Here is a 15,534-nt window from a genome sequence, read left to right as displayed (position 1 = left end):
TTTACAAGCATAGCTCCAGCTAATTCTTGAATCAGCCGGCCTGCAGTGCATCCAGGCGCAGGCAGGCACTCTGGTGATCGGCACTACCGCTGAGGCTGGGCACCTGCTCGGCACAGCCCGCATCAGCATGGGGGCAGCGAGTGCGGAACACGCAGCCACTGGGCGGATTGATGGGGGACGGCAGTTCGCCTTCCAGCAGCTGGATGTCTTTTCCCTTCTCAATATTGGGGTCCGGAATCGGCACCGCCGACATCAGCGCCTGGGTGTACGGGTGCTGGGGATCGGCGAACAGCGCGTCCGCGGTTCCCACTTCCACGGCATTACCCAAATACATCACCACCACGCGGTCGGAGATGTGTTTCACCACCGACAGGTCATGGGCAATAAAGATCAGCGACAGGTTCATTTCCCGCTGCAACTGCTTGAGCAGGTTGACCACCTGCGCCTGAATGGAAACATCCAGCGCGGATACCGGCTCATCACAGATGATCAGCTTCGGCTCCAGGATCAGTGCGCGCGCAATACCGATACGCTGGCACTGGCCGCCGGAGAATTCGTGGGGGTAGCGGTTGACCAGATTGGGCAGCAGGCCCACCTTCATCATCATCGCTTGTACCCGGTCACTGACTTCCTGCTTGGGAATGTCTGGGCGCAGGGTACGCAGGGGTTCGGCAATAATATCGCCGATGGTCATACGCGGGTTCAGGGAAGCCAGCGGATCCTGAAAGATCATCTGGATATCCGAGCGAGTCGCGCGCAGCGCCTTGTCGTCCAGCTCGGTGAGGTCCTGACCCAGCCACAGCACGTTGCCGTCGGTGGCCTTGATCAGGCCGATGATCGCCCGTGCCAGGGTGGACTTACCACAGCCGGATTCGCCCACCACACCCAGGGTCTCACCCGCATACAGTTGCAGGTCGACTCCGTTCACTGCTTTCAGGTTGGCTGGCTTGGTCCAAGGCCAGGCATTTTCCTTCTTGATCTGGAAATGCACTTTCAGGTCCTGCACATCCAGCAGCAATTCTTTTTTTGCAACAGTCATTAGCTGGCCTCCAGAATCTGATTGGCATCTGCATGGCAAGCACGCAGGCGTTCGGCATCAAAATTGTGCAGTGCTGGTGCCTCCTGGCGGCAGCGGTCCTGCACCCGGTGGCAGCGTTCCTGGAACGGGCAGCCGGTAGGTAGGCTTAACAGGTTGGGTGGGTTGCCGGGAATAGTCGGCAGCTCTTCGCCGACGCTGTCCAGCCGTGGAATGGCTTTGAGCAGGCCTTCACTGTAGGGGTGGGTCGGGCGATAAAAAATATCGTCCGCGCTGCCGTATTCCATGGTGCGGCCGGCGTACATCACCAGTACCTTGTCGCAAGCGCCGGCAACAACGCCCAAGTCATGAGTGATCATGATGATGGCGGTATTGAAGTCGCGCTTCAGTTCGTTCAGCAGCGCCAGGATCTGCGCCTGTACGGTAACGTCCAGCGCTGTGGTGGGCTCGTCGGCAATCAGCAGTTCCGGGCTGCACAACAGCGCCATGGCAATCATCACGCGCTGGCGCATACCACCGGAGAATTCGTGCGGGTACATGTTGAGGCGCTTTTGCGCTTCAGGGATTTTTACTGCATCCAGCATGCGCACGGCTTCCGCGAGCGCTTCTTTCTTGCTCATACCCTTGTGCTTCACCAGCACCTCGGCCAGCTGATTCCCCACTTTCATATAGGGGTTCAGGGAGGTCATTGGGTCCTGGAAAATCATCGCGATTTTTTCTGCGCGAATTTTGTTTAGTTCACGCTCCGGCAAGCCGAGGATTTCCTGTCCCTTGAATTTGGCGCTGCCGCTGACGATGCCGTTTTTGGCCAGCAAACCCATCATGGAAAACACGGTCTGGGTTTTACCCGAGCCGGATTCGCCAACAATGCCCAGTGTTTCACCGGCGTTCAGCGAGAAGTTCAGGTTGTTGACGGCGGTTACCGCCCCTTCCGGCGTGGTGAATTCCACGCGCAGGTCTTTCACATTCAATAAAGTCATGGCGCAGCTCCTTAGCGATCTTTCGGGTCCAGCGCATCGCGCAGGCCGTCGCCGATAAAGTTAAAACAGAACAGGGTAGTGACCATAAATACGGCCGGCACAATCAATTGCCACAGGGCAATTTCCATGGTCTGCGCGCCTTCGTTCAACAGCGAGCCCCAGGAGGTCATCGGCTCCTGTACACCCAGGCCGAGGAAACTGAGGAAAGATTCAAACAGGATCATCTGCGGGACCAGCAGCGTTGCATACACCGCAACAATACCGAGCACGTTGGGCACGATGTGGCGGGTGATCATCGCCCACTTGGAAACACCGTACACGGTCGCCGCTTCGACAAATTCCTTGCCCTTGATGCTCAGAGTCTGGCCGCGCACGATGCGCGCCATATCCAGCCAGCTCACCGCGCCAATGGCGATAAAGATCAGCAGGATGTTGCGACCGAAAAACGTCACCAGCAGGATGACGAAGAACATAAACGGGAAGGAATAAAGGATTTCCAGGGTGCGCATCATCACGCGGTCGGTACGGCCGCCGACAAAACCGGCAGTGGCGCCGTACAGGGTGCCGATCAATACTGCCACCAGTGCACCCATCACGCCGACCATCAGCGAGATACGCCCGCCCATGGCGGTGCGCACAAACAAGTCGCGACCGAGGGAGTCAGTACCGAAGAAATGGCCACTGGCCACCGACGGTGCCGCGTGCATTGCACCCCAGTCCACCTCGTCAAACGCGAACTGGCTGAGCATTGGCCCGGCAAAAACAAACAGGGTGATAAACCCGAGGATCACCAGGCTGGTGAGCGCGGCGCGGTTATTGAAAAAACGACGGCGGGCATCGTCCCACAAGCTGCGGCCCTTGACCTCCAGCTGTTCGGAAAAGTTTTCGACCGCTTCTTTATTGGCTGTTGTGGATAACATCTCGTAAGCCTCTGGTTATGCGTAGCGGATTTTGGGGTCGACCACCGCGTACAGGATGTCGACGATGGCATTGAAGGTAATGGTCAGGGCGCCAACCAGAATGGTCAGCCCGAGCACCATGGAATAATCGCGGTTCAGCGCGCCGTTCACAAACAGCTGGCCGATACCGGGTAAACCGAAAATGGTTTCGATCACTACCGAGCCGGTAATAATCCCCACCAAGGCCGGGCCGAGGTAGGAGAGCACCGGCAGGATTGCCGGACGCAAGGCATGGCGTACGATGATGTAGGGCATCGATAGGCCCTTGGCCTTGGCGGTGCGAATAAAGTTGGAGTTCAGCACCTCGATCATGCTGCCGCGCATAATCCGCGAGATGGAGGCGATGTAGTAAAGGGACATACCCATTACCGGCAGTATCACATACTGTGCTGCGCCGTTATGCCAGCCGCCCGCGGGTAGCAAGTCGAGCCCAATGGCAAAAATCAGTACCAGCAGCGGTGCCAGTACAAAACTGGGGATCACCACCCCAGCCATGGCGCTGGTCATAATGGTGTAGTCGAGCCAGGTGTTCTGGCGCAGGGCGGCGATGGTGCCGAAGGTAATCCCGAAGGTCACCGCCACAATAAATGCCAGCAGGCCGATTTTCAGGGAAACCGGGAATGCCTGCGCGACCAGTTCATTAACCGTGAAGTCCTTGTATTTAAACGAGGGCCCCAGGTCGCCCTGCAACAGGCCGCCAAGGTAACTGAAATATTGTTCGTGCACCGGTTTGTCGAAACCGTATTTGGCTTCGATATTTGCCATCACTTCTGGGGTCATGGCGATTTCGGCGGAGAAGGGATTTCCCGGCGCAAAGCGCATCAGGAAAAAAGAGACGGTAATCAGGATAAACAGCGTGGGAATGGCTTCCAGCACGCGCTTGGCGATAAATCTCAACATAAGCGTCTTCTGTTATAGCTTTAGTTTGGAACGTACTTGTTCTGAAGCGCTTCCATACCTCTTGGGAACTTTGGGTTCCCCTGGAATTGAAAAAGCCCGGGAACCACAACGGGTTCCCGGGCTTTTAATCAATTAGTGCTCGATGATCCACATGTCCTTGGAGTAGTAGTTATCCAGTGGATCTGCGGCGTAACCACCCACATGCGGCTTCACCATATGCTGGATCACGTACTGGTAAATAGGCGCGATCGGCATATCTTCGGCAAGGATCTCTTCTGCCTGTGCGTAGTATTCCGCACGCTTGTTAACATCCAGTTCCTTGGAGCTTTTTGCCAGCAACTCATCGTATTTTGTATTGCTGTATTTTGAATAGTTACTGCCGCCATCGGTCAGCAACAGTTTCAGCATGGTGGACGGCTCGTTGTAGTCGCCGATCCAGCCGGCGCGGGCAATATCAAAGTCGGTATTGGCGCGCGTGTCCAGATAGGTTTTCCACTCCTGGTTTTCCAGGGTGACATCCACATTACCGAGGGTCTGCTTCCACATGGCAGTGATCGCCACTGCGACCTTCTTGTGATTGTCGTTGGTGTTATACAGCACGCTGAACTTGAGCGGGTTTTGTGCGTTGTAGCCGGCTTCGGCGAGCAGTTCCTTGGCCTTGGCCACGCGCTCGGCCTGGGTTTTCTGGCTCCACGCGGTAGGCGGTGCATCAAAGCCTTTTACCACGCCCGGGGTCAGGTGGAAGGAGGGTTCTTCGCCACGACCCATCACCTTGTACGCCATGATTTCGCGATCGATGGCATAGGCCAGCGCCTTGCGCACGCGCGCGTCATTAAACGGCGGTTGGGTGGTGTTGAACTCGTAGTAGTAGGTACCGATATACGGTGTGGTTTTTACTTCATCGCCGCGCTCTTTGCGCAGGCGGTTGATGTGCTCGATGGGGATGTCGTAAGCGAAGTCGATCTCACCCGCCTCGTAGCGTTTCAGTTCTGCGTTGGGAGAAGCAATCGGCAGGCTGCGTACTTTCTGCAGTTTGACGTTGGCGGCATCCCAGTAGTTTTCACTCTTCACATACTCGATGCGCTCGTTCACCACCCATTCGGTCAGTCGGAATGCGCCGTTGCCGACAAAGTTGCCGACGCGGGTCCACTGGTCGCCGTATTGCTCAACGGTACCCTTGTGTACCGGCGAGGTAGAGGCGTGTACCAGCATGGAGACGAAGTAGGGTACCGGTGCTTCCAGGGAAACCTTGAAGGTGTTTGCATCTACCGCTTCTACACCGAGGCTTTCCACGGGTTGCTTGCCTTCGGTAATGTCCTGGGCATTTTTCACCTTGCCGGCGGCCAGGTACCAGGCGTACTTGGAGGCGGTGGCCGGGTCTACCAGGCGGCGCCAGGAGTAGACGAAGTCTTCTGCGGTCACCGGATCACCATTGGACCACTTGGCGTCCTCGCGAATCTTGAAGAAGTAATGCTGGTTGTCGGTGGTCTCCCAGCTCTCCGCAACACCCGGGCGCACGCCGCCGTCAGCGGATGCGATTACCAGTGTCTCCAGCAGGTCGCGCAGCAGCGCGGATTCCACGGTGCCGGAGATCTTGTGTGGGTCGAGAGTCTCTGGTTCAGAGCCGCCACCGCGTACCAGGGTCTGGTCAGCGGCAAGCTTGGTTGGGTCCAGTTTGACCGCCGCTTGCTTGTTGGTTTCGGTGCCGGAATCGGTGGGCGCGCCGCAACCGCCGAGTGCAAGCAGCGCTGCCAGTAATGGCCCGGTATGCCAGAGACGGCTGCGTTTCAGCTGAAGATGGGGAAGCATTGTTCTTTCCTCAACGGTTCCTGTAGGAACCTGTGCTTATTTTGTGACTTTGGTTCGTCGATTTATTAGTTGGTCAGAATTTATACATCAGACCGTCGCAAAAAGTTCCGCGTTACCCACAGAAAATACCGGTCTTGTCATTCAATTGCTAGGTATAGCAAAAGGTGGCGACTCCCGCCGGGCGGATTTCGTGGGTTGGCCGTCCTCCTTCCATGAGGCAGCCAGAAAAACGGACGAATGTGCTACTCGCCTTGTCGTAACAGGCCTTCCTATCACCGCAACTGATACCCCAGCGCACCAATAAACCGGTCGCGATCCTCTACCCAAAACGTGCTTTTCCCGTACACTCGAAGTGGGTGATCTAGTTACGTACCCAAAGCCTATAAAAATACTTTGAACACATACTCAAGGATGTTTTATGTTGCTACGTACCGCTCTCGCCGCATGTTTAGGGATCATTTCAGTATTCGCTCTGGCCGATGACAGCGAGCCCAAAGCGAGCCCCGTCCAATCAGCGGCTGTCTCCGCCGACAAGAATGTCTATTCCCACTTCTTCCGCGACGCGCTCAAGGGCGCCGACGTTGTTGCTTATTACAGCCTCAAGCCCGGTGAAAAAGCGGTAAAAGGTTCCGCCAGCATCACCTATGAATGGGGTGATGTGACTTGGCGTTTCGCCACACGAGAAAACCGCAACCTGTTTGCCGCAGACCCTGCAAAGTACGTGCCCGCTTACGGCGGTCACTGTGCCTACGCCATGTCCAAGGGTTTTGAAGCGCCGCCGCGCCCGGACAGCTGGGTCATCATCGATGGCAAGCTGTACCTCAACAACAATGCCAAGTCGTTCGAAATTTGGGAAAGGGATACCGCAGGCAATATCAGCAAGGCCGACGAGGCTTGGACGGAAATCAACAGCGCAGAGTGAAGCCTGCGACGCAAAGCACGATGCTAAAAGTTAGCCCCGTGTGTTTGCGTGAGAAGGTTAGTTTTCTCTGCTAAATGCCGTCGATGTCTTGCTCGCTGCGGATGGTCAGCTCCAGTGCAGCTGTACCCTGAGCGGCCCTGTATCGTCCCCGAGTCCACACATTTCTTCGTAGGGTGTGCGCTGCTCCAGCCACACTTCATCGTAAGCGCGGGGGTTCAGGTAATCCTTGATTTCCTCAAGGCAATGAAACTGCATGGGCCTTTTATTGCGGTCCTCAAGAGGGTGAACACCGTTCTCATCGATGGTGTTTACCAAGTACGTCTGTCCTTCCAGCGAGATGATCTGCAGATTCATATTGCCTCCCTCGGCGGCTCAATCGGTATGTTGAGCCGCACTTACACAGTTAAAGCTTAATGTGGTGCTTCAGGCACAAACAGGTTCCCGCGATAGTCACTGTTCGCTGTGTGTTTATGCCTGACTTTTCGGTACTGCAACCTCCTTAAGTTTGTACGGTTACGCTTTGCCAGCGGATGATGCCTGGAAAATTCCGGCGCGTTGTTCGTTGCGGCTCAACCCTTCCTCTGCCGGTTTGCGGCAGGAGTAATAGAGCACCGCAATACCGGCAAACGCTGACAGGAAGGATCCGAGTAACACGCCCACTTTTACATTTTCCTGATACGCGGGCGGGTAGCCTTCAAATGCCAGGGTGCCGATAAACAGGCTCATGGTGAAGCCGACACCACACAGCAGCGCGACGCCGTACACATGGAGCCAGTTGGCGCCAGCGGGCAGACGGGCGAGGCCACTCTTAACGGTCAGCCAGGCGGTGGAAAATATCCCCACCTGGTTGCCGAAAAATAATCCGAGGGCGATGCCAAGGGTCACCGGGTTCAAGAGGCGCTCGAGGGAAAAACCACTCAGGGATACGCCGGCATTGGCGAAGGCAAATACCGGCAGGATCAATAATGTCACCCAGGGCAGCAAGCCGTGCTCCATGCGGTGCAGAGGCACGCGCGGCTTGGCACGGTTGACCCGCAGTGGGATAAACCAAGCGGTTAAGAAGCCGGCGAGCGTTGCATGCACCCCGGATTTCAACACCGCGATCCAGATGATGATGCCGATGAGTACATAGGGCGCCAGGTTGGTCACGCGCGCCCGGTTCAGCATAAACAGCGCCGCAAAGCCTGCGGAGGCTACGCCCAGCGACACCATGGAAAGATCGCTGCTGTAAAACAACGCGATAATCAGGATGGCACCGATGTCGTCAAAAATCGCTACCGACAGCAGAAACAGTTTCAAGCTCACCGGCAGGCGTTTGCCGAACAGGGTGAAGACGCCGATGGCAAAGGCGATATCCGTTGCCGAGGGCACGGCCCAGCCGCGCATGGTTTCCGGGTTATCAAAATTGATTGCGGTGTAGATAAGCGCGGGAAACGCCATACCGGCGACTGCAGCCAGGCCGGGCAGTATCACCTGGTCTTTGGAAGACAGGTGGCCCTCCAGCACTTCGCGCTTTATCTCCAGTCCCACGAGCAGAAAGAACAGCGCCATCAGTCCATCGTTGACCCACAGCAACAGCGGCTTCTGGATCGAGAAGTCCCCGAAGATCACCGCAACGGTGGTGTTCAGTCCGTCGAAGTAAAACCCTTGTAGTGCCGAGTTCGCCAGCAGCATGGCGATCAGCGCGGCGGAAACCAGCAGTATCCCGCCGAAAGATTCGTGCTCAATAAATTTTCGTACAGCAGTCATTGCTGTTTGTCCTCCATGATTGCCCCGGGCACGCAAGGTGCTCGGGGCGTAACGCGCTTTGTTTGCGATTACTTACGCGAACTGCGTGTGAATGTATGTGGCGATCGAGAGATAGATGGGGATGCCGATCAGCACGTTGAACGGGAAGGTGATCGCCAGTGAAGCGGTCAGCGGCAGGCTCAGGTTGGCTTTTGGCAGGGCGACGCCCAGTGCCGCCGGTGCCGCGATATACGAGGCGCTGGCGCCGAGCGTTGCCAGCAGCGCAACGCCACCGGTGGAGAAGTCCATGCTCACTGCGAGCAGACCACCGACGGTCGCGCCGATGAGCGGCATGACGATGGCAAAGCTGGTGAGGAAGGCGCCGTTGCGCACCACTTCCGGGAAATACCGCGCGGCCTGGCGGCCCATGTACAGCAGGAACAGAGCCAGCGCACCGTGGAAGGCGGTCTCGAACATCGCCATGACCTTCGCACTCCCCTCGACACCCGCCAGCCAGCCGATCAGCAGGCCACCCAACAGCAAGACACAGCCCTGGTTCAGCAACAGGCTGCGCCAGTTAAGTGCCGATGCTTCGGCGCCGCGGCGGCTGGCCAGATAGATACCGAGGGCGATGGCGGGGACTTCCAGCAGTACCACAAACAGCGGGAAATACGCCTCGTAATCGACACCGCGGCTCTCCAGCAGTGCCACCGCAACCGCAAAGGTCCCGACACTTACGGAACCGTAATGCGCCGCCGTCGCCGCGGCATCCGTGCGGTCCCACTGCCCAAACTTGCGCAGAATCGGGTAGGCAATAAAAGGCAGCGCCAGCCCCAGCAGCAGTACTACCAACGCCTGGGGTATAAGGCGCGCACTGGCATGCTCACTCAAGGCGACGCCGCCCTTTAAACCGATCGCCAGAAGCAGGAACAGGGTCAGGCCCTGGTACAGCCCCCGCGGGAATTCAATACGGCCGCCGATCAGCGTGGCGGCCATACCGAACAGAAAGAACGCTACGACAATATCGATGCCCATTTAGCGCGCACCCTCACCGGCTGGCGCTGAATTCGCTAGATAGGGCAGGCGCGCCGGTACCGCGCGGGCGCGTTTGACCATCGGCACAATCAGGCTTGCGAGATTGAGCAGGCACAGGCCCGCACCCACCGCCGCCAGTGCCCAGCCGATAATGCCGACCGTGGCGAGTGCCGCGCCGAGGCCGAGAACCGTGGCGCCGCAGAAAAGACCAAACATCCGTTGCTGTTTTTGCATATTGCTTACCCTTTGAGTGGTTGATGCACCCTGTGAGAGGTGTGACCGATGCTGAATTGGCGGTAAGTATGTGAGCTGTTATGCATAAACAAAAATAGATATTATCTAAGGCTAAATTAGATAAACATTTATATATCCAAAGATGAGGAGAGTGGCGCCGATGAGTCGATTACACGCCCGTGTGGGGACCATCCGCCAGCTGGAGATCCTGTGTGCGCTCAAGGATCACGGCAGCGTGATGGCCGCCGCCAAGGCCCTACACCTGACCCAGCCCACGGTATCCATGCAGCTGCGCAAGCTGTCGGAAGCGGTGGAGATGCCGCTGTATTTCCAGGTGGGCCGGCAAATCCAGCTGACCGATGCGGGCCTTGCGGTGGTCGCCAGTGCGCGGGAAATTCTCTCGTGCTTTGAACGCTTGGATATGAATCTCACCAAGATGCGCGGACTGACGGCCGGTACCCTGCGCATCGCCGTGGTCACCACCGCCAAGTACTTTATTCCGCACCTGATCGGCGATTTCTGCCAGCTGTATCCGGATATCAACGTGGAACTGAAGGTGGGCAACCGCGAGCAGATTTCTGCGCGTATGGCCGAGGGCATCGACGACTTCTGTGTGTTCAGCCACCCACCCAAGAAAGCCGAATACCTGCTCACCGAATTCCTGCCCAATAACCTGGTGGCCATCGCCCCGCGTGGACATGCCCTGAGCAAGGCCGGCCGTATCCCGCTGCAGGAATTTGCCCGCGCGCCGGTACTGATGCGCGAGCAGGGCTCCGGTACCCGCTATGCCATCGAGCGGCATATGGAAAAACACAACTGCGACCTGAATGTGCGCATGACCATCGAAAGCAACGAGGCCGTCAAGCATATGGTGATGTCGGGCATGGGGGTGTCGATCCTGTCCGAGCACGCCTTGAGTGTGGGTGATTCTTCTGGCCTGGTGGTGCTTGATGTGGAAGACATGCCGATCAAAACCAACTGGTTTCTGGTGCGCTCGCGCAGCCGCCCGATCTCCCCGGTGGCCGAGGCGCTGCTGGATTATGTGAAGCAGGAAGATCGCCTCGCCCAGCTGACCACAATGCTGCCGGGGGAGTGACAACGTATTACGGAATTGGCCAAGGCAGCTGATAGAAAGCGGCCATTGCAGCGCGGGTTGGCAATGACTAAGGTGGGGAACGCATAACTATAATCAGACAGAGGTCCACTGCCGTGGAAACAACCGTGGAACGCCAGCAAACCGAGACCCCAAAATCTGCCCCCGGGTCCAAAGCCGAATCGACATCCAAGTCGGCGCCCAAGCCCAGCCGCTTGCGCATCGGCCGGCGCTATCGCCCCAGTCGCCTCGACGGCCCCTACGATGCCATCATTATTGGCTCCGGCATTGGTGGGCTGACCACCGGCACACTGCTGAGCGCAACCGGCAAAAAAGTGCTGGTACTGGAGCAGCATTACACCGCCGGTGGCATGACCCACGCCTACGATCGCAACGGTTACGAATGGGACGTGGGGGTGCACTACATTGGCGATGTGGGCGAGCGTCCCTCCATGAGTCGCCACCTCTACGATTTTCTCTCCGCCGGTGCCCTTAAATGGGCACCCATGGACCCCGCCTACGACCGGATTATTCACGGCGACAAACAGTCCGACCTGGTCGCCGGCCGCGAGGAGTTTATTCAGGAGCTGCTCAAGCGCTTCCCCAACGAAGAACCCGCGTTGCGTGAATATCTCAAACGCCTGGCGGAAGCCAACCGCTTTATGCCGATGCTGGTAACGGAAAAGGTGTTGCCGCGCTGGTGCGGGCCAATGATGCGTGCGCTGCGCCGCTGGCGGTTACCCGATTACGTATTTAAAACCACCCGCGAAGTCTTGCTGGAGCTCACCGACAACGAAGAGTTGATCGCGGTGCTAACCGGGCAATGGGGTGACAATGGCATGCCGCCGTCAGAAAGCAGCTTCGTGATTCACGCAATGATTGCCCGGCATTACCTGCACGGTGCCTATTACCCGGTGGGTGGCTCCAGCCGTATTGCCGAAACGATTATTCCGCAAATCCAGTCCACCGGCGGCGAGGTATTTACCTACGCAGAGGTGGAAACCATTCTGCTGGACGGCAACCGCGCCCGCGGCGTGCGTATGAAAGACGGTACCGAAATCGAAGCGCCCATCGTTATCTCCGGTGCCGGTGTATTCAATACCTTCGAACAATTGCTGCCGCACAGCGCGTCCGAGCGCGCCGGCTACGACCGTGACCTCAAGTCGGTCGAGCCTTCCATGTCCCACCTGTGCCTGTATATCGGACTGCAGCACACTGCCGAAGAGCTGGGGCTACCCAAGACCAACTACTGGGTCTACAGCAGCGCCGAATACGATCGCGACGTAAAAGCCTTTGTGGAAGATATGGAGGCGGACTTCCCCCTCGCCTATATCTCATTCCCCTCGGCAAAAGATCCGGACTTCCTGCGCCGTTACCCCGGGCGCGCCACCATCGAAATTGTCACTCCGGCGCGCTACGAATGGTTCAAACAGTGGGAAGAGGAGACCTGGGGCAAGCGCGGTGAAGAGTACGACGCACTGAAAGAAAAATTCAGCCGGCGTATGCTGGAGAAACTGTTCACCCATTTCCCACACCTGCGCGATAAGATCGACTACTACGAGCTGTCCACACCGCTATCCACAAAACACTTCTGTGCTTACGGCAGTGGCGAGATCTATGGCTTGCAACACGGGCCGTCGCGCTGGCAGCAGAGCTGGTTGCGACCAAAAACACGCATCAAAGGTTTGTATCTTACCGGGCAGGATATCGTCAGCTGTGGCGTCGGCGGTGCCATGTTTGGGGGTGTGATTACTGCACAGAGCATCCTCGGCTTACGTCGCGGCTTGCCGTTGCTACGCAAGGTGTTCTCTGGAAAGAAAGTAACTTTCCCGAGCGCTGTGCCGGTCGCCGCTGATACTTCAACGCAGTAACTGCTAGATCGCAAGCATATCGATTGCAATACGGAGTTCTTATGATCGCTCACAGGTAAACTGATCAGAAGAGCTCCCTATTTTCTCGGGCCTATAATCTATCCACGGGCTGAGTACCCCTTTGCCCGCACGCACGAACACATTATCAGTGCCAAAATCAGTGTCCTTGCCCCTGAGAGATAGCAGCTTAGCTCACCTCAATCTGGAGTCATACATCAGCTTCACCTCCAGTCGGTAAACTCCGTTTAGCTGGGAAACGATAGCTTTAATCTCTTCACGACTATAAACAACAGGTAGGCGCCACGTGTTGACACGTTGGTCTATCCCCAATACTCGCTTACATAGATAGGTAAGGGCATTGAGTGTTATACGTTGGATATTGACAGCGCAAATATAATCAAATACGAAATAACTGAGGAAAACTTCAACTTCGCAAGACAAATTCCACGGGGATGACGCAATTTATAATAATGAATAAATCGCTTTATCAAATGGATGTATGTTTGTTCTATTTGATAAGCGAGGGCCCGACTCATGTATATTACTATGGGCTCTCGGGATAAATTTATCTGATTTTTGTGGTTTGCGTTCAATAACTGTCAAGGCTCAATTAATGAGCTATCGCTCGTATCTCAGAATATTTTGTCCACGACATTGATTTTATTAGCGCGAAAACTCGATCAAAAGCCACACGTTGAATCAGCCGACTTACGCCAACGGCTCTTCTTTGCTAGTTGCTATTTGATCTGAAACATATAACCTACTGAAAATTAGTGATTTTCCAATCAAAAATATACCTTGGCTCAAGATCCAGAAACAGCGGTCAAGTGGATATAGAGCCTGTGGCTCATAAATGAACTGTTATGTGCTTTTATAGTTGAAAACCCAAATGTCGGGTCGATTACGGGTAAATTTCGTGGCCGACATTACATGTTTTAAGTCAATATCCTGTTTGACTGACAGCAAGAGATAGAAATGTGTATCTTAAACAATTAAGAAAGCGTCAAAAGTGGACTCAAGAACAGCTTGCAGAATTTAGTGGGCTGAATGTTCGTACTATTCAGAGGATCGAGAGCGGCAAAAAGCCTAGTCTGGAGTCTTTAAAATCTCTTGCTTCAGTATTTGAGGTTGATATTTCAATATTGGAACAGGAGATAGGCGTGATAGACAAAACAACAGATGATTGGAAAAAGCTTCCTTTATTATTTCGCATGAACTTTATAGGCTCAGAGTTTGGGTGGCTCGGTATGTCTAAGCGGGAAGACTGGGTTAAGGCGGAGAAGCAAGTAGCAGTCTTTTCCTTTATATTTGCGATAGGTCTACTTGTAGTAATGGCCTTGCAAGGAGAGTTCAAAACTGAAGCATTTATAGGCCCATTGTGGATATTGGTTGTCGCTTATGGTATCGCCAATGTAATTCGCGCGGGTGATCGCTACGAAATCTGGTAGTAAATAACAAAGTGTTGCAGGAGGTTTCCAAAGCTATACACCGTTTTGTGTAGTTCACGGCGTTCACATTTTACACAAAGCGGTGTGCTCCTCCGGTAGCCCTTGAACGCGGCGTTAGCATGCTCCCAACTAGATGAGATAATGCATCCGGACAATTTACTTCGGGTCTGGGTTGAAAAGGAGTGGCGTACCTCGTTCATCTTTAACGTGTCTCTCTATGGCCGGTAACCACTTTTGTTGATGGTTTGAGGTCAACATTAATCGATTTCAGGCCCAGAAATGACATGCTTTCAAAAAAATAACTAGTGAAGAAGCTGCGCAAATGGCATCCATCAGGCAATGGGCCAGGTTAATCTTTGTGTATCTGCTAATCCCGCTGACCCTTTTGGTTTGTGGCGGTGAGCTGGGTTGGTGGCAGGCTTGGTTATATTCCATGTTGATCTTGCTCACTGGTATTGGTGGCCACTATTGGGCTGAGCATCGACATCCAGGAATAATTTCAGCAAGGCAAAATAAGGAAATTTTTCAGGGAGCAAAGGCTTGGGATAAATTGCTGGCTCCAATGATGGCAGTTAGTATCGTGTTCCCTATGGTGATTGTGGCAGGGCTGGATCATCGTTATAGCTGGTCGCCGGAAATTCCGCTTTGGCTAAATGCGATTGGCTTTACCTTTATCACTTTAGGGTACATGTTCTCTGTATGGGCACTGGCTGAAAACCGGTTTTTCTACAGCGTCGTCTGTATTCGGTTGGACAGAGGTCATGTAGTGTGTGATACCGGCCCCTATCGAGCGGTTCGGCATCCTGGTTATGCGGGAAGTATCCTTGCACTATTTGGCATTGCTATTGCTCTGGGTTCGCTCTGGTCACTGATTCCAGCGCTAGTCGCGTCAATCATAACTGTTATTCGAACCATGCTTGAAGACCATACTTTGCAAGAAGAGTTGCCTGGTTATCGAGAGTATGCGCAACGGGTGCATTACCGTTTGATGCCAGGTGTTTACTGAATTTGGAAGGGTCGAATGAGATGCAGGCTATTCTGCTATCTTCGCAATTCTTTTTTGATGGTGGTAATTGCGGGAATAAATGCCCCTTAATGGTAACTGCTCAATGGAGCCCTCGATACACACAAGAATCGTAAGCTATGTTCTCGCGCTTATTTTTGCCACTTCAGGTGGTGCAAAATTATTGTCATTGCCATTCGAGGTTGAAGCATTTGAACGTTGGGGTTACTCCCCGGTTTTCATGTATACCATTGGTATACTCGAGGTGATTGGCGCGATTGGGTTGCTCGCTCCTCGGGTGTCCGCACTTGCTTCATTTTGTCTTGCCTTGCTAATGCTAGGCGCCATCACAACTCATCTGATTCATGGAGAGTGGCCCATGTTGGTTGTTGCGGTAGCTATAGCATTCGCTGCTGGGTGTCGTGGTTGGTCTGGTCGTGCGGATATTAGGAACCTAGTAGGTGCTTTTCGCTGATGAAAACGAAAAAGCAGCGGGCGTCACAAGATGCTAGAGAT

Annotated in this window: 15 protein-coding genes; 6 read left to right on the top strand and 9 right to left on the bottom strand. The window is 54.9% G+C overall.

Features of this window, described 5'->3' with window-relative positions; genetic code table 11:
- Positions 1 to 31: 31 nt before the first annotated feature.
- From oppF to KUV22_RS09715, 5 genes are all read right to left on the bottom strand, one after another.
- Positions 32 to 1,039: a murein tripeptide/oligopeptide ABC transporter ATP binding protein OppF gene (gene oppF / locus KUV22_RS09735; RefSeq protein WP_222230621.1), complete on the bottom strand. Its 1,008-nt coding sequence runs from the start codon at positions 1,037 to 1,039 to the stop codon at positions 32 to 34.
- Positions 1,039 to 2,016, bottom strand: coding sequence for an oligopeptide ABC transporter ATP-binding protein OppD (gene oppD, locus KUV22_RS09730; protein ID WP_222230620.1), 978 nt, complete (start codon positions 2,014 to 2,016; stop codon positions 1,039 to 1,041). Before oppD ends, oppF begins: the two co-directional genes overlap by 1 nt.
- Positions 2,017 to 2,027: 11 nt before the next feature.
- Positions 2,028 to 2,936 (bottom strand): oligopeptide ABC transporter permease OppC, encoded by a 909-nt coding sequence (gene oppC, locus KUV22_RS09725; protein ID WP_222230618.1) that lies wholly within the window; start codon positions 2,934 to 2,936, stop codon positions 2,028 to 2,030.
- 15 nt (positions 2,937 to 2,951) lie between these two features.
- Positions 2,952 to 3,875 carry an oligopeptide ABC transporter permease OppB gene (gene oppB / locus KUV22_RS09720; RefSeq protein ID WP_222230615.1) on the bottom strand — a complete coding sequence of 308 codons (924 nt, stop codon included), beginning with the start codon at positions 3,873 to 3,875 and terminating at the stop codon, positions 2,952 to 2,954.
- 132 nt (positions 3,876 to 4,007) lie between these two features.
- Positions 4,008 to 5,684 carry a peptide ABC transporter substrate-binding protein gene (locus tag KUV22_RS09715; RefSeq protein ID WP_222230612.1) on the bottom strand — a complete coding sequence of 559 codons (1,677 nt, stop codon included), beginning with the start codon at positions 5,682 to 5,684 and terminating at the stop codon, positions 4,008 to 4,010.
- Between the two features lie 418 nt (positions 5,685 to 6,102).
- On the opposite strand from KUV22_RS09715, the gene KUV22_RS09710 reads away from it, so the two are divergent.
- Positions 6,103 to 6,606 (top strand): YHS domain-containing (seleno)protein, encoded by a 504-nt coding sequence (locus KUV22_RS09710; RefSeq protein ID WP_222230610.1) that lies wholly within the window; start codon positions 6,103 to 6,105, stop codon positions 6,604 to 6,606.
- 105 nt (positions 6,607 to 6,711) lie between these two features.
- Here the strand turns inward: KUV22_RS09710 and KUV22_RS09705 are convergent, their stop codons facing one another.
- The 4 genes from KUV22_RS09705 to KUV22_RS09690 all read right to left on the bottom strand — a co-directional run bounded on the left by KUV22_RS09705 (position 6,712) and on the right by KUV22_RS09690 (position 9,603).
- Complete coding sequence (locus tag KUV22_RS09705; protein WP_077399450.1) at positions 6,712 to 6,960, bottom strand: DUF6482 family protein; 249 nt, start codon at positions 6,958 to 6,960, stop codon at positions 6,712 to 6,714.
- A gap of 159 nt (positions 6,961 to 7,119) precedes the next feature.
- On the bottom strand, positions 7,120 to 8,355 hold the full coding sequence (nhaA, locus tag KUV22_RS09700) for a Na+/H+ antiporter NhaA (protein ID WP_222230607.1): 1,236 nt from the start codon (positions 8,353 to 8,355) through the stop codon (positions 7,120 to 7,122).
- A gap of 72 nt (positions 8,356 to 8,427) precedes the next feature.
- Positions 8,428 to 9,369 (bottom strand): sodium-dependent bicarbonate transport family permease, encoded by a 942-nt coding sequence (locus KUV22_RS09695; RefSeq protein WP_222230604.1) that lies wholly within the window; start codon positions 9,367 to 9,369, stop codon positions 8,428 to 8,430.
- On the bottom strand, positions 9,370 to 9,603 hold the full coding sequence (locus tag KUV22_RS09690; RefSeq protein ID WP_222230601.1) for a hypothetical protein: 234 nt from the start codon (positions 9,601 to 9,603) through the stop codon (positions 9,370 to 9,372).
- A 160-nt stretch (positions 9,604 to 9,763) separates the two neighbouring features.
- Here KUV22_RS09690 and KUV22_RS09685 point away from each other — a divergent pair, with 160 nt between their 5' ends.
- The 5 genes from KUV22_RS09685 to KUV22_RS09665 all read left to right on the top strand — a co-directional run bounded on the left by KUV22_RS09685 (position 9,764) and on the right by KUV22_RS09665 (position 15,493).
- The gene (locus tag KUV22_RS09685) at positions 9,764 to 10,699 is read left to right on the top strand and encodes a LysR family transcriptional regulator (RefSeq protein ID WP_222230598.1); all 936 of its coding nucleotides are present in this window, start codon (positions 9,764 to 9,766) and stop codon (positions 10,697 to 10,699) included.
- A 125-nt stretch (positions 10,700 to 10,824) separates the two neighbouring features.
- A complete protein-coding gene (locus tag KUV22_RS09680; protein WP_222230594.1) occupies positions 10,825 to 12,567 on the top strand; it encodes a phytoene desaturase family protein in 1,743 nt (580 codons plus the stop codon).
- Positions 12,568 to 13,544: 977 nt separating this feature from the next.
- Positions 13,545 to 14,015 (top strand): helix-turn-helix domain-containing protein, encoded by a 471-nt coding sequence (locus KUV22_RS09675; protein ID WP_222230591.1) that lies wholly within the window; start codon positions 13,545 to 13,547, stop codon positions 14,013 to 14,015.
- Between the two features lie 322 nt (positions 14,016 to 14,337).
- A complete protein-coding gene (locus KUV22_RS09670; RefSeq protein ID WP_222230589.1) occupies positions 14,338 to 15,021 on the top strand; it encodes a methyltransferase family protein in 684 nt (227 codons plus the stop codon).
- 79 nt (positions 15,022 to 15,100) lie between these two features.
- Positions 15,101 to 15,493, top strand: coding sequence for a DoxX family protein (locus KUV22_RS09665; RefSeq protein ID WP_315857531.1), 393 nt, complete (start codon positions 15,101 to 15,103; stop codon positions 15,491 to 15,493).
- Positions 15,494 to 15,534 lie beyond the last annotated feature (41 nt).

The sequence above is a fragment of the Microbulbifer agarilyticus genome (genome assembly GCF_019800665.1).
In the GTDB taxonomy this organism is placed as follows: Bacteria; Pseudomonadota; Gammaproteobacteria; order Pseudomonadales; family Cellvibrionaceae; genus Microbulbifer; species Microbulbifer agarilyticus_C.
Note: the sequence above shows the minus strand (reverse complement) of the source record. Positions and strands in the feature narration are given on the sequence as shown.